This window comes from Moorena sp. SIO1G6, assembly GCF_010672795.1.
Taxonomy (GTDB): Bacteria; Cyanobacteriota; Cyanobacteriia; order Cyanobacteriales; family Coleofasciculaceae; genus Moorena; species Moorena producens.
Genome location: NZ_JAAHFZ010000008.1, coordinates 310,937 through 324,093 on the forward strand (window position 1 = coordinate 310,937; position 13,157 = coordinate 324,093).

A 13,157-nucleotide genomic window follows, 5' to 3' on the forward strand; every position below is an offset into this window, starting at 1 on the left:
AATACCTATAAATAAGCTGGTCTTGATTTAAATTGAATGATTCTTACAGCAAGGGATTAGGGGGATAGGGTTTGAGGGTTTGTTTTCTAAGGGATGCAGTGCGGTATTGGGGCTTTCCCCCATCTACCCACACTTCCCACACTTCCCACACTTCCCGCGCCCCCGCCCCTCTCTTTCCCTATTCCCTGTGCTTAACTTATAAGTTAAGGCTTTTGAATCAGCGTCTCTAGAACACGCCGTTTAGCTTTCGGATCAATACCAATCAACCTTACATACTCACCCGAATGTTCAACCAAGCAGGTTTCTAGACCTTCAACCACGTCTGAAACCTGAGTAGAATCAATGGGGGAGCAACTCTGCCAAGAGCTGGTGCGGAATCGACGTTTATCCGCATGTTCAGTACCAATGCGAAAACCTTGGGACAACAAGTTACGAATCTTATCAATGATATCTTGACTCAAGGATGAACCAGAAGCGCTGCTGCCATTAAATCCTGAGGATTGCGTTGAACGGGGAGTATAGCTACTACTACTAGGGGCAGATTTAGCACCAGGGTTGACAGTGTCCCCAGGTTTTTGAATAATCTTTTCCATCACCCGGCGCTTAGCTTGCGGGTCAATCCCAATCAGTCGGACATACTCACCAGCGTGGTCTGCCAAACAAGCTCCCAGGTCTGCCACAGCCTGTGATACGTTATCGGAGTTTATGCCAGGAGCACTCTTCCAGGAACTAGTCCGGAAGCGACGCTCATCAGCATACTCAATACCAATGCGATACCCTTGGGACAACAGTTGACGAACTAGATCATCCACTGATGCCTCTAAGCCATTGTTAGATACAGCCGCAGCAGGTTGGGGAGCAGAGCTGTAGGGGCTGTAGCTGCTTGAACCAGATCCACTGGAACTCCGAGACACTTGGCCACCCGGTTTTTGGATAATCTCTTCACACACCCGGCGTTTAGCTTTCGGGTCAATCCCAATTAGTCGGACATACTCACCAGCGTGGTCTGCCAGACAATCACCCAAGGATTGGAGCACTTCTGATTCACGATCGGAGTCTATTCCGGAAGCACTCTTCCAGGAACTAGTACGGAAGCGACGCTCATCAGCATATTCAGCACCAATTCGGTATCCTTGGCCTAACAGTTGACGAACTCGTTGTTGAAGCTCTGAACTTAATCCTGTATTTGAAGACATTGATCTGAAAGATTTATGGGAACTATCAGGGCTGCTATGACCATTAGAGTCAGCATTTTCGGCAATTTCCTTGCGGATGGGCATCATGCAGGAATCATCCTCTGCACACTGATAACCCGCCCGCAATGCATCATTGATTGCCACCACATGGTTAGCAAACTTTCTATCTTGCTCTTCTACATCCGGTAGTCGGTCAGCTTGCTGCTGATTAGTAATCACCGCTCCGGAAGGTACATATTTACCGGGAGGAATTTCGACATCCTGAACAAGGGCATGCATCATCACAATACAGCCCTCGCCAACTCTAGCATTAAACACCGTAGAGCGAAAGCCAATAAAGCAATCATCCCCAACATAAGCAGGACCATGAATCAGGCTCATGTGGGTAATCGATGCATTCTTGCCAATCCACACCGAGTAATCTTTCTGGTCATCCCCAACAACCCGACCTTCTTCAAGACCATGAATCACAACACCATCTTGAATATTGGTACCTTCACCGATGTAAAATGGTCCCCCTTCATCAGCTCGAATCGAGGTTCCCGAGGCAATCAATACATTTGGCCCAATCTCTACATCTCCAATAATGTTGGAAAAAGAATGCACATAAGCTGTGTCATCAATTTTTGGTTCGGCCAGATTCCTTGACCACGGTGTTGGGGGAGCTGCCTGGGTGCTAAATGCCATAGATGTTTTCCTCCTAATTTTTATTTGAGATACACTGTCATGAAATAGATTTTTGTCAAGCCCCACACTTGAGGATTGGGGTTAGTTATTTCTGCTGCTCCCACTCGGGAATTGTAATCACGCAGAAATTGCTGGATTGTTAATAGTTAACCTCTACCGTTATGGCTTATCGTTACAAATAACTGCTTTGGAAAGCTATAGGGCTCAAGTCAGAATCGAGCAATGGATAACCAGGGATAAGCTACTACCCAAAGCTACTACCCAAAGCTACTACCCAAAGCTACTATTGTCCGAACCTACTCACTAATACTGGTCTTTTTTGCTGTAGAGCATGCTATTGTCCACACTGACCGTGTCAATAATCCCCACCACCATAGCGTCGATGGGACGCTTGTCACTCTCACCGACTTGCCGAGCCGCGCTGCCACGGCTGACTAGCACCCACTCATTTATACCAGCACCGACTATGTCAGCTGCTACCTCATACTTGGGGAGTGGTTCTCCTGCATCATCTAGGTATTGCAGGAAAAGGAATTTAGTTCCTCTAAGACTAGGATCTTTATAAGTACTAACGACCGTGCCTCGGACCTTGGCAATTTGCATTGACCTAACTTATAACAGGACTTGGGGTGACAGGACTTGGGGGGAGATGGATTAGGGAGCAGTTATATGGCGAAGCCAAAACTAGTGGATCAAGCAATCTCTCCCCTCATGGTAAGCACATCCCCTACTTGACACCGGCATGTCTTGAATCTCAAATTGGCGGACGATTATGGACGGTTCATCGGACGGATGGCGTTAGTACTCTCCCGGAACTGTTCCACATCTTCGGTATAACGAATTGGTAGAACATACTCCAGGTTTTCGTGAGGTCGAGCAATAATATGGGTAGATAATACCTGACCTCCATTGACACGCTTAACGTTATCAACCCCAGCGGATACGGAAGCTTGCACCTCAGACACATCTCCCCGCACAATCACGGTTACACGAGCGCTACCAATTTTTTCATAACCCACAAGGGTGACACGAGCCGCTTTCACCATAGCATCTGCGGCTTCTACAACCGCTGGAAAACCAAGGGTTTCCACCATTCCCACAGCAATTGACATGAATTTTACTCCTAGACGTTTATCAAGATTTTGATCAACCCACGCGCTGACCACACGTGGGATGGTTGTGACGGCATATAAGCGCTCTTTGCTAAACCTATAGTCACTGCATACCAACCAGTTCAGCACCCAAGCTTGTGCCAATTGCCTCTAGACTCTCTATGGTTTTTAGGAGCATCTTGGCTAATAGCTACGGAACTGTTCCACAGCTTCGCTGTAACGAATTGGTAGGACATACTCTAAGTTTTCATGGGGACGAGCGATGATGTGGGTTGATACCACCTTACCTCCATTCACCCGGTTTGCTGATTCTATCCCAGCTGATACGGAAGCTTGCACCTCGGATACATCTCCCCGCACAATCACGGTTACACGAGCGCTACCGATTTTTTCATAACCCACAAGGGTGACGCGAGCGGCTTTAACCATCGCATCAGCTGCTTCTACAACAGCTGGAAAGCCCTCAGTTTCAATCATTCCAACAGCAATTGGCATTTCGCTTTTCTCCTAGTGGATTAGTCAAATAATAGTGATGAACGCTCCCTAACTCACCTGGCAGTGTAGTTAGGGCAGTGTAGTTAGGGTTTCTGTGGCATTGCAGATAACTTAGGACTTACGAAGTTTAGTTGGTTTTGCCCCCCTGCCCCCCCAAGCGAGGGATTGTTCGCTTGGGGGGTAATGATGTCAAAGTCCCCCAGAATTGGGGGATTTAGGGGGCACTTGCGTAAGTCCTGTAACTGCAATGTTGCCGGGTAAATCGGCCTTTTCGATACACCGTCAGAACGTGAGCCGACCAAGCCCATTGCAGGTAGCTAACTGACCTAGCTAACTGACCTAGCTAATTCACCTAGCTAAATCAGGTAGCTAAGTGTATTGGTCGTGCTTCTGTGCTTCCCTTGCTCCCCGCTTAATCCGCCTCATGGTTAGTTTGGGGGGGATTAAAGGGTGGAGGGGGGTGTGGGTTTGCCTGACCAAAAGTCATTGTTTCCCTGGCTTTTCGGCCAAGCTACGCTAACACCCCGGCTCAAACAAAGATAGTAGACGGGGAATGCCCCCAACATCTTTGTTTAAAGGACAACCAAAACTAAGCATAGAGAACCTTGGCGTATTTGACAATATAAAATATGATAATACTTCTTAATGAGAGACCTTAACAAAACTTAACATTCCGAGGGGGTCAGCTAGATTAGTTAACGAAAATTAACCGTTTTGGAGAATGGTTGCTTTTGTTTTATAATTTTTTTATAACTTTTAGATAAGTAATCCTCACTAAGCGCCAGAATTTGAGTGCGGTCACCGAGTTCCTGGGTTACGACACGGGGAACTGGGTCGCTCTAACCTGACTAAGGAGAGATGGGTGGATAGATGGCTTGTCAAGCCTGATTTGAGCTTTAATACATTAGCTTGATCAGTTGTCAAGCCCGACTTGACCTTTAATCAGTTAGCGTTATCGGTTCTATAAAGGTTACTTGTCATGATGTCAATAACCACGTTTTATGGTAATGATCAAAAAAATATTCTGGAAAAATCTGCCTGGATTATGTCCAAGATAACCCTTAACTGATAAAGTTATAAAAATACTAATGATTTAAGACAAATCACCACATTATTAGCTGTAAAGCGAGGAAAATCGTCACTTTAAAAATTCGTTTGGGCTAATTAGTCCCGATTTTTATTTAATTGATTCAATGAAATGATGAGGTCAAGGCGTGATGACTGAGTTCCTTACTCAGACTATTTGGGTAGTTCCTATTTACAGTTGGATTGGGGCATTTTTAACTATCCCCTGGGCAACAGGAATAGTGCGTCGTACAGGACCAAGACCAGCGGCTTACTTTAACCTGTTGATGACACTTTTCGCCTGCATTCATGGCTGGCTAATCTTCCAGGCTTCATTACAAGAAGCCGTGCAAGAGATACAGTTTCACTGGCTAATGGTTGCTGATATTGACATATCCTTTGTTCTGGAAGTCTCACCAGTGAGTACTGCAGCAATGGAGTTTATCACCAGCCTAAGTCTATTGGCTCAACTCTATGCTCTTGGATATATGGAGAAAGATTGGGGATTAGCTCGCTTCTTTGCCCTGATGGGGTTTTTTGAAGGGGCATTGATTGGAATTGTCTTGAGTAATTCCTTATTCCTGACCTATGCTCTGTTGGAAATGCTCACGGTGTGTACTTTGTTAATTGTGGGTTTTTGGTATGCTCAGCCTTTGGCACTCAAAGCTGCCCGAGATGCTTTTCTAACCAAGCGTGTAGGAGATATCTTGCTGCTAATTGGGGTGGTGACCTTAGCCACCTTTGCGGGAAGCTTAACCTTTTCAGACTTGTATACCTGGGCTTATTCAGCTAATCTACCGCCACTCGTAGGTAACTTACTGGGATTGGCTTTGATTGCTGGTCCAATTGGTAAATGTGCCCAATTTCCCTTGAATTTATGGTTGGATGAGGCGATGGAGGGACCGAATCCCGCCTCAGTACTTCGGAATTCCTTGGTGGTGACTTGTGGTACTTATGTGCTGATTAAACTGGTGCCGATTGTGACCATGATCTCACCGTTGACCTTATCAGTGTTAGTAGTTATTGGTACTATCACAGCACTAGGCACCTCAATGGTAGCGATCGCACAAATCGATATTAAGCGATCGCTTTCCCATTCCACCAGCGCTTACATTGGTTTAGTATTTATCGCGGTTGGAATGCAGCGCTCTGATATTGGTGTGATTTTACTGGTTGCCCATGCCTTTGCTAAAGCCCTGATGTTTATGAGCATCGGGGGGGTAATCTTGAACACCAATAACCAAAATCTAGCTGAAATGGGGGGCTTAGGGTCAAAAATGCCCGCTACTAGCACTGCCTTTGCAGTGGGTATCGTTGGTCTGATTGGACTTTTCCCCCTGGGTGGCTTTTGGGCAATGAGTGAAGGGATTAACGCCTTTTGGTTTGATGCCCCTGTTCTGGTCATACCCTTTCTCTTCGTTAACGCAGTTACTGCCTTAGGTTTAGTCCGGGTGTTTCGGCTAGTTTTCCTAGGGAAACCCCAAGCGAAGACCCGTCGAGCACCAGAAGTACCGTGGGCTATGGCCTTACCAATGGTAGCGTTAACCATACTGACATTGCTGGTACCAGTGCTAATGCGTCCGATGGAATTGCTATCGGAATGGGAGTACCTCAATCCCCTAGCCGAGGTAACCTTGGTAATCTCTGGTGTCGTAGGTTGCACTACAGGGGCTTTAATTTACCTACCCAGAACCTGGTCGCGGTCAATTCGGATGCCGTTGAAATTGTTCCAAGACCTATTCGCCTATGACTTTTATCTGGACGAACTGTATCGTTACACCATCGTGTTTGCTGTTCTCCTATTTTCCAACATTACAGCTTGGATCGATAGATATATCGTTGATGGGTTAGTCAATCTGGTTGGTTTAGGAACAGTATTTAGTGGTCAAGGCCTAAAATACAGCGTTTCCGGTAAATCACAGTTTTATGTACTGACTATCCTATTAGGAATCAGCTTATTAGCAATCTTCATCACTTGGCCCTTGAATCAGTGGTCTTTGAGTCAGTGGTCTTTGGAGCAGTGGTCATTGTTCATAGGTCATTAGTTAAAGGTTGAAGGTTAGCTGGTTGAAGGTTAGCTGGTTGAAGGTTAGCTGGTTGAAGGTTAGCTGGTTGAAGGTTAGCTGGTTGAAGGTTAGCTGGTTGAAAGTTAGCTGGTTGAAAGTTAGCTGGTTGAAAGTTAGCTGGTTGAAGGTTAGCTGTTTGAACGCGATCGCGTGGCCTTTTGGCCAAGGTTAGCTGCTTGAAAGTTAGCTGGTTGAAAGTTAGCTGGTTGAAAGTTAGCTGGTTGAAAGTTAGCTGGTTGAACGCGATCGCGTGGCCTTTTGGCCAAGGTTAGCTGTTTGAACGCGATCGCGTGGCCAATAGGCCAAGGTTAGCCCTTTGACTGTTGAAGCTTCAACCCCAAACAACCTTTAACCCTCAACAACCTTCAACCCTCAACCCCAAACAACCTTCAACCTTCAACCCCAAACAACCTTCAACCTTCAACCCCAAACAACCTTCAACCTTCAACCCCAAACAACCTTCAACCTTCAACCCCAAACAACCTGCAACCAAACAACCCCATAAGAAAAGTTAGTAAAAAAAAATGATTAGGAGACTGGTCGATTTATGTTGAGTGCCTTGATTTTGGTACCAATACTGAGTGCCGCTATAGTGGGGTTTTGGCCCGGGAATGTCAGTGCTAAAGCAGCTCGTCAAGTTGCCTTGGTGGTTACTGGTGGTATTTTCCTCTGGTCAGTAATATTGATGACCATGTTTAACCCCGGTGACGTGAATCTACAATTTCAGGAAAATCTTCCTTGGATTCAGGTAATTGGTTTGACCTATAGTTTAGGGGTAGATGGTCTATCGTTGCCCTTACTTATTCTAAATGGTCTGCTAACCGCAATTGCCCTGTACTGCACAGATTCCAAGGTCATTCGCCCTAGGTTGTATTACGCTCTGATGCTCTTGCTGAATGGCGCTGTTGCCGGTGCCTTCCTAGCTCAGGATTTACTGCTGTTTTTTATCTTCTATGAACTGGAACTGATTCCCCTATATTTGTTGATTGCCATTTGGGGGGGTAAGCGCAGAGGCTATGCTGCAACCAAGTTTCTCCTCTACACAGCCCTTTCCGGAGCCTTGGTTCTAGCGTCATTCCTCGGCTTAGTGTTTTTGAGTGGTTCCTCTAGCTTTAGCTACACCGAGACCAGGGAGCTGGCATCATTACTACCCGTTGCTCAGCAATTAATTCTCTTAGGAGCGGTTCTAATTGGCTTCGGGATTAAAATTCCCTTTGTGCCATTCCATACCTGGTTGCCAGATGCCCACGTGGAAGCATCAACCCCAGTTTCAATTCTATTAGCTGGTGTGCTCCTGAAATTAGGTACCTATGGTTTGTTGCGGTTTGGCTTAGGTTTGTTTCCGGAACCTTGGACAATTCTGGCACCTTGGTTGGGAATTTGGGCAGCAGTAAGTTCCCTTTACGGAGCGTTCAATGCCATTGTCCAGAAAGACATGAAAAAAATGGTGGCATATAGTTCTGTCGCTCACATGGCATACATTCTGTTAGCTGCTGCTGCTGCCACTAAGCTAGCCTTGGTAGCCTCAGTTTTGCATATGATCAGTCACGGGTTAATATCAGCGCTACTGTTTTTATTAGTCGGTATCATTTATAAGAAAACTGGCTCACGGGATATCACTATCCTCAATGGTTTATTAAATCCGGAACGAGGTCTGCCAGTAGTTGGTAGTTTGATGGTGCTTGGTGTAATGGCTAGTGCTGGTATCCCTGGCATGGTGGGATTTATCTCTGAGTTTCTGGTCTACTGGGGTAGTCTCCAGGTGTTACCAATCCCAACTATCCTATGCATGCTCAGCACCGGTTTAACGGTTGTTTACTTTTTACAACTAGTTGGTGGAGCCTTCTTTGGTCGTCTCGCTACCAATTTAACTGATTTACCGACAGTTAAGTTCACAGAACAATTACCAGGGCTGGTTTTAGCCCTATTGATTGTGTTTCTGGGACTACAGCCAGGATGGTTACTTAATTTAAGTGAACCGATCACAGCAACGTTGGTAACGACACCACCGAATGTAGCTGTGAAGGTATCAACTAATAGTTGAAGGTTAGCCCGTTGCTCACGTAGCGTCGCCGAAATGTAGAATTTAGCATTTAGAATGTAGAATTTAGCATTTAGAATGTAGAATTTAGCATTTAGCATTTAGCATTCTGCATTCTGCATTCTAAATTCTGACATAAAACCTTCAACCTTCAACCAAACAATCGTCAACCTAATTATTATGGTAGTTAGCCAGAAAACCAAACAAAAACATCCTCTAGAGGAGTATATCAAGCGACTACAAACTGGTAGTGCCCTCCTATCAGATTCTCCACAAAACCTGATGGAAGTAGTCGGTATACTTCACAGCTACGGCATTGTTTTAGATGCTTACTCCCGCAATCTTATCTACACTGCCGATCATCAATTTTTAGTGTTTTTTCCCTTCTTTAAATACTTTAATGGGGAGATTTCCTTATCAAAGCTTTTACGTCATTGGTGGCACGACCGAATTAACTTTGAGTACGCTGAATACTGTATGCGCTCGATGTTATGGCACGGTGGTGGAGGCTTAGATACTTATCTCGACACCGATGAATTTGAGCAACTATGTGCCAAAGCAATTCAGGCAAAGTTTAAGACCAATCCCCTGATGCTGGGAATGAACAAGCTATTTCCTGAATTCTTGCCCGAACAAGTGCGAATGCTTGCCTATTACAGTGGATTAGGGCAATTCTGGCGGGTGATGAGTGATATATTTATGTCCCTATCTCAGGGCTATGACCAAGGGGAAATTAAGTCGATTCCCCAAGTGGTAGACCATATTAAAGCAGGGTTAGTCGCAGCAGCAAACAAACCCATTACCTATGCCCCTAAGATTGGGGATAAAAGGTATGAGATTATTCCCGAATCGGTTGGTTTGACCTTCCTGTCTGATACAGGAATACCCTATGTAGAGGCAATTTTCTTCCGGGGAACACCCTTTCTGGGCACAGTATCTATGAATGCCCAAGCGTACCAGATTTCCCCAGATCAAACTCGATTTACCTATGGCGCGTTGTATGCTGACCCATTGCCTATTGGTGGTTCTGGAATTCCACCGACATTGCTGATGCAGGATATGAGGCATTATCTACCCAACTATCTCAGAGATTTTTATATGCGATCGCATCGGGGTGAAATTGACTTGCGGGTTAGAATTTGCCAAACCTTCCAGAAATCTATGTTTTGTGTAACTACAGCTGCGATTTTGGGGCTAGCCCCTCATCCCATGGATACCACGGATCCTGCTGAACTTGAGGAAAATCGAGCGTATTTGGAATACTGGATGGATCGATTTATCCCCTCCCGGTTGAGAGCAGCTAATGGTCAAATGACCAACGCCTAAAACTGCCCATTACCCTGAACTACGTGTTTAAGGGTAGTGAGAGTCTCCAGGCTAATCATGCCGCTATGATGTCCTTTTTGGTTAGACATACCTAGAAACACGGAGTCTCCTGGTTGCGGATTCCGTGAAAATCTTGGTGAAGAATTAATGTAAACCGATGCACTATCTACACCTAAGGCAAACTGACGGCTTTCCTGATAAGAATCTGTCACCAGGCAGTCAGCATGACCGCTGCTATATTGATTAATCCAAGCAATCCCTGACTCTATGCAATCTACCACTTTCAACGCAATAGTTTTGCTCAAATAGGCTTGACCCCACTCGGATTCTGCTGCTAAGGTCAATTGTTCAGGAAACTTAGCCACTAGATGGGCATCACCTCTGAGTTCAAAACCGTTTTCCTTGAGGTTGTTCAACAGGGTAACTAAGGCAGAGGTTTTTTGATTCTGGTTAATCAGAATTTTTTCAATAGCATTGACCGGATCCGGCTGACTGGCGTGGCTATCTAAAACCATATGCCTAAGCAGATCGACGTTACCATTAGCAGACCAGTAAAGGTAGCAGTTACCAATGGCCGATTGCAAAACTGGTGCAGTTGATTGCTGGATCACCTGCTTGAGCAGGGTTGGTCGTCCGTGGGGAATTACCAAATTCAGATATGGATTTTGAGTGACCAAATCCCGAATCGAAGCTCCCTGTCCAGAGGGGAATAGTTCCAGACATCCCGTTGGCAAACCGACCTCATCCAAAGCATTTTGCAACGCTTGAGCAATCACCTGGTTAGATTGACTGGCTTCGCTACTGCCTTTGAGAATCAGGGAGTTACCAGTTTTGAGACAAAAGCCTGCGGCAATTGCACCTAGTTCAGGGAATGCCTCATAAATTAGAGCAATCACTCCCAACGGCATTAGCTGACAGTAGGTCTGAGATTGGTCAGTTTGATAGGAAGCGTTCATCACCCGCCGGATTGGATCAGATAAATTTCCAATCCTTTCCAGGATCCCGATAGCCATCTGTAGCCTTTCTGGTGTTAGCTTCAGCCAGTCCAAAATTAGGTCTGGCACTGCCATGTCCCTACTGGTTTCCAGATCTAGGGTGTTAGCTTCCAAAATATCATCAAAGGAGTTTCCCATTGCTTGAGCCATGGCCTCGATGCCACGAGAGCGCTCTTCTCCCTTGGTGTTTGCCAATGCCCGAGAAGCATGGTGGACACTGGCCATTAAATCATGTAACTTCGAGGCCTTGCTCCCAGAGTCTGTGTTCATTGTTAGTTAACGCCGGTAAGCTAGCCAAACCATCATAGCCGGAAGTACTGCTAGCAGTACTGCCAGTAATGCCCATACTATGATACCTGGCCCTTTTTGGGAGTGAAGTGCCAAAGGCAACCAGACAATCAGCAGAACTAAGACAATACCCAACGCTACAGGTAAGTAGCTTTCCCCAAGACTACCATGGATTGTATTCCAACGATGTCCTGTCCAAAGCCAAGCTTTTTTATAGGGGTAGTGGGTGGATAGTTGCTCAATCACATAACCACTTTCGTCTACCACAAAAATTTGCTGACAGCGATTGCAGCCAAGGGCTTCGGTCAGTGTAATTGGCACTAAATGACCCCGACGCCGACAAGGGCAGGGATACTCAGAGTTTAAGTCAATCTTTTGACCTTTTTGAGATTGCACAAGCGTTATTAAAAACCAAAAGACATCTGGTTAGGTTTATCAAAAAACCTTGAATTGGTAGTGCTGCATGATTATTTAAATATTGGGACACTATAAAGCGTATGGTGTCCCCATCTATTATAATAAGCTTATTCTTTAAGGTTATTGATGGACACTGCCACGGTTTGCATCAAGTTGGATACTTGAGCTGAAGGCAGCATGCCCAAAGTTGTATTACTTCAGCTATGACAGGTTTATTGACTATCAGTAAGCGGGTAACGCGATTCGAACGCGCGACATTCACCTTGGCAAGGTGACGCTCTACCACTGAGCTATACCCGCACCTCAACTTATCTCTTTCTAGTATGTCAGATCAGCCAAAATTTGTCAACCCCTTTTACATAAGCTTTCAGATTCAAGAAAATTAGGAAAATCTCCCAAGATTAACTCATATGTTAGGAATCAGGGTCAGATTCTGAAGCAATTGTCCAATTTGTCGAGAATGGTAGAGTTTGTTGGCTTAAAGTTCCCTGTTCAGACTCTTCATAGCCTAATATTGACTCTTGACCCCGAAAACTCCGGATCAGGTTAGCCATTTCTATGGCATTCATGGCATATTCCCAACCTTTATTGCTCTTGATTCCCGCCCGTTCTAGAGCTTGCTGCATGGTATCTACAGTTAAAATACCAAAAATAACAGGTACCCCGGTTTGAAAACCAGCAGCAGCAATGCCCTTGGCTACTTCAGCAGACACATAATCAAAATGGGGAGTTTGACCCCGAATCACTGAGCCCAAGCAAATCACTGCATCATAACGACCGCTAAGAGCAGCTTGGCGAGCCATCAATGAAATTTCAAAGCTACCCGGTACCCAAATATAGTCAACTTGAGTACCTTGGGGATTGGGATCAATGCCATGGCGTTTTAAGCAATCTTTACACCCGTTTAAGAGTTTACCTGTCACTAGGTCATTAAACCGACCAATGATAATCGCAAACCTCAGGGAGGTAGATGATGTAAAATTTCCCTCGAAAACTGCCATGACTATCGTTCTAAAGGCTGATTACAGTAATAATTTAGGTCTAGCTCAGGGAAATTATAACCTAAACCACCAAAAAGTTGAGGGCACCGACTAGAAGGACGAGAAGCACCCAGACCCCTGAACCAAGCCAAAGTAAGCGTTTTGATTGCTCCCAGTTCTGAGGTGTGGCATAAGCTACTGGTACACCGACTACCAAGACAAATGACAATAGGACTAGGGCAGTGAGTAATAGTTGGAATATAATAGTCATTTTCTGTGCTGATACCTTGACGCTAAACTTTCCTAAAACTTGTTTAAAACAGGCTAATGCCTAGCTAAGCACTATAGATTTTACCAGATGGTTTTACCTTTTCTGCCAAAATTTGTTGCAATCAATGCCCTTTTAACTTTCCCATGCAGGTGATGAGTGTGGGGCGCGGGCGCGGGGCGGGGGCGCGGGGAGTGCCATAAAAGGGATTATAGGGATTA

At 45.4% G+C, this 13,157-nt stretch carries 14 protein-coding genes and 1 tRNA gene; 4 read left to right on the plus strand and 11 right to left on the minus strand.

The features are described 5' to 3' along the window. Positions 1 to 203: 203 nt before the first annotated feature. The 4 genes from ccmM to F6K63_RS10640 all read right to left on the minus strand — a co-directional run bounded on the left by ccmM (position 204) and on the right by F6K63_RS10640 (position 3,490). On the minus strand, positions 204 to 1,883 hold the full coding sequence (ccmM, locus tag F6K63_RS10625; protein ID WP_287312041.1) for a beta-carboxysome scaffolding protein CcmM: 1,680 nt from the start codon (positions 1,881 to 1,883) through the stop codon (positions 204 to 206). Between the two features lie 303 nt (positions 1,884 to 2,186). Then, on the minus strand, positions 2,187 to 2,486 hold the full coding sequence (ccmL, locus tag F6K63_RS10630) for a beta-carboxysome shell vertex protein CcmL (RefSeq protein ID WP_008185074.1): 300 nt from the start codon (positions 2,484 to 2,486) through the stop codon (positions 2,187 to 2,189). 167 nt (positions 2,487 to 2,653) lie between these two features. Beyond that, positions 2,654 to 2,995 carry a carbon dioxide-concentrating mechanism protein CcmK gene (locus F6K63_RS10635; RefSeq protein WP_044493402.1) on the minus strand — a complete coding sequence of 114 codons (342 nt, stop codon included), beginning with the start codon at positions 2,993 to 2,995 and terminating at the stop codon, positions 2,654 to 2,656. Between the two features lie 183 nt (positions 2,996 to 3,178). Next, positions 3,179 to 3,490 (minus strand): carbon dioxide-concentrating mechanism protein CcmK, encoded by a 312-nt coding sequence (locus tag F6K63_RS10640; RefSeq protein WP_008185070.1) that lies wholly within the window; start codon positions 3,488 to 3,490, stop codon positions 3,179 to 3,181. A gap of 1,217 nt (positions 3,491 to 4,707) precedes the next feature. Between F6K63_RS10640 and F6K63_RS10645 the strand changes: the two genes are divergently transcribed. Then, positions 4,708 to 6,600 carry an NAD(P)H-quinone oxidoreductase subunit F gene (locus F6K63_RS10645; RefSeq protein WP_287312044.1) on the plus strand — a complete coding sequence of 631 codons (1,893 nt, stop codon included), beginning with the start codon at positions 4,708 to 4,710 and terminating at the stop codon, positions 6,598 to 6,600. On the opposite strand, the gene F6K63_RS10650 is transcribed toward F6K63_RS10645, so the two are convergent. Together F6K63_RS10650 and F6K63_RS37745 are read right to left on the minus strand one after the other, a co-directional pair. Then, the gene (locus F6K63_RS10650) at positions 6,587 to 6,787 is read right to left on the minus strand and encodes a pentapeptide repeat-containing protein (RefSeq protein ID WP_071106306.1); all 201 of its coding nucleotides are present in this window, start codon (positions 6,785 to 6,787) and stop codon (positions 6,587 to 6,589) included. The two genes, F6K63_RS10645 and F6K63_RS10650, sit on opposite strands and share 14 nt — an antisense overlap. Further along, positions 6,750 to 6,887 (minus strand): hypothetical protein, encoded by a 138-nt coding sequence (locus F6K63_RS37745; protein WP_502708296.1) that lies wholly within the window; start codon positions 6,885 to 6,887, stop codon positions 6,750 to 6,752. The genes F6K63_RS10650 and F6K63_RS37745 overlap by 38 nt, the downstream gene beginning before the upstream one ends. Positions 6,888 to 6,944: 57 nt before the next feature. Between F6K63_RS37745 and F6K63_RS10655 the strand changes: the two genes are divergently transcribed. The 3 genes from F6K63_RS10655 (at position 6,945) to F6K63_RS10665 (ending at position 9,988) form a co-directional block, all read left to right on the plus strand. Then, entirely contained in the window at positions 6,945 to 7,136 is a 192-nt protein-coding gene (locus tag F6K63_RS10655; RefSeq protein WP_287312046.1) for a hypothetical protein, read from the plus strand. Between the two features lie 32 nt (positions 7,137 to 7,168). Beyond that, a complete protein-coding gene (locus F6K63_RS10660; RefSeq protein ID WP_287312047.1) occupies positions 7,169 to 8,665 on the plus strand; it encodes an NADH-quinone oxidoreductase subunit M in 1,497 nt (498 codons plus the stop codon). Positions 8,666 to 8,842: 177 nt separating this feature from the next. Beyond that, the gene (locus F6K63_RS10665; protein WP_287312049.1) at positions 8,843 to 9,988 is read left to right on the plus strand and encodes a CO2 hydration protein; all 1,146 of its coding nucleotides are present in this window, start codon (positions 8,843 to 8,845) and stop codon (positions 9,986 to 9,988) included. On the opposite strand, the gene F6K63_RS10670 is transcribed toward F6K63_RS10665, so the two are convergent. The 5 genes from F6K63_RS10670 to psbZ form a co-directional block, all read right to left on the minus strand. After that, the gene (locus F6K63_RS10670) at positions 9,985 to 11,253 is read right to left on the minus strand and encodes a glutamate-5-semialdehyde dehydrogenase (protein WP_287247645.1); all 1,269 of its coding nucleotides are present in this window, start codon (positions 11,251 to 11,253) and stop codon (positions 9,985 to 9,987) included. The genes F6K63_RS10665 and F6K63_RS10670 overlap by 4 nt on opposite strands. 6 nt (positions 11,254 to 11,259) lie before the next feature. After that, positions 11,260 to 11,667, minus strand: coding sequence for a hypothetical protein (locus tag F6K63_RS10675; protein WP_287247643.1), 408 nt, complete (start codon positions 11,665 to 11,667; stop codon positions 11,260 to 11,262). A gap of 249 nt (positions 11,668 to 11,916) precedes the next feature. Then, positions 11,917 to 11,988 (minus strand) — tRNA-Gly (locus F6K63_RS10680). A gap of 113 nt (positions 11,989 to 12,101) precedes the next feature. Then, positions 12,102 to 12,689 (minus strand): 6,7-dimethyl-8-ribityllumazine synthase, encoded by a 588-nt coding sequence (gene ribH, locus F6K63_RS10685; RefSeq protein ID WP_287247641.1) that lies wholly within the window; start codon positions 12,687 to 12,689, stop codon positions 12,102 to 12,104. Positions 12,690 to 12,750: 61 nt separating this feature from the next. Continuing rightward, positions 12,751 to 12,939 (minus strand): photosystem II reaction center protein PsbZ, encoded by a 189-nt coding sequence (gene psbZ / locus F6K63_RS10690; protein ID WP_070394766.1) that lies wholly within the window; start codon positions 12,937 to 12,939, stop codon positions 12,751 to 12,753. Between the last annotated feature and the right edge of the window lie 218 nt (positions 12,940 to 13,157).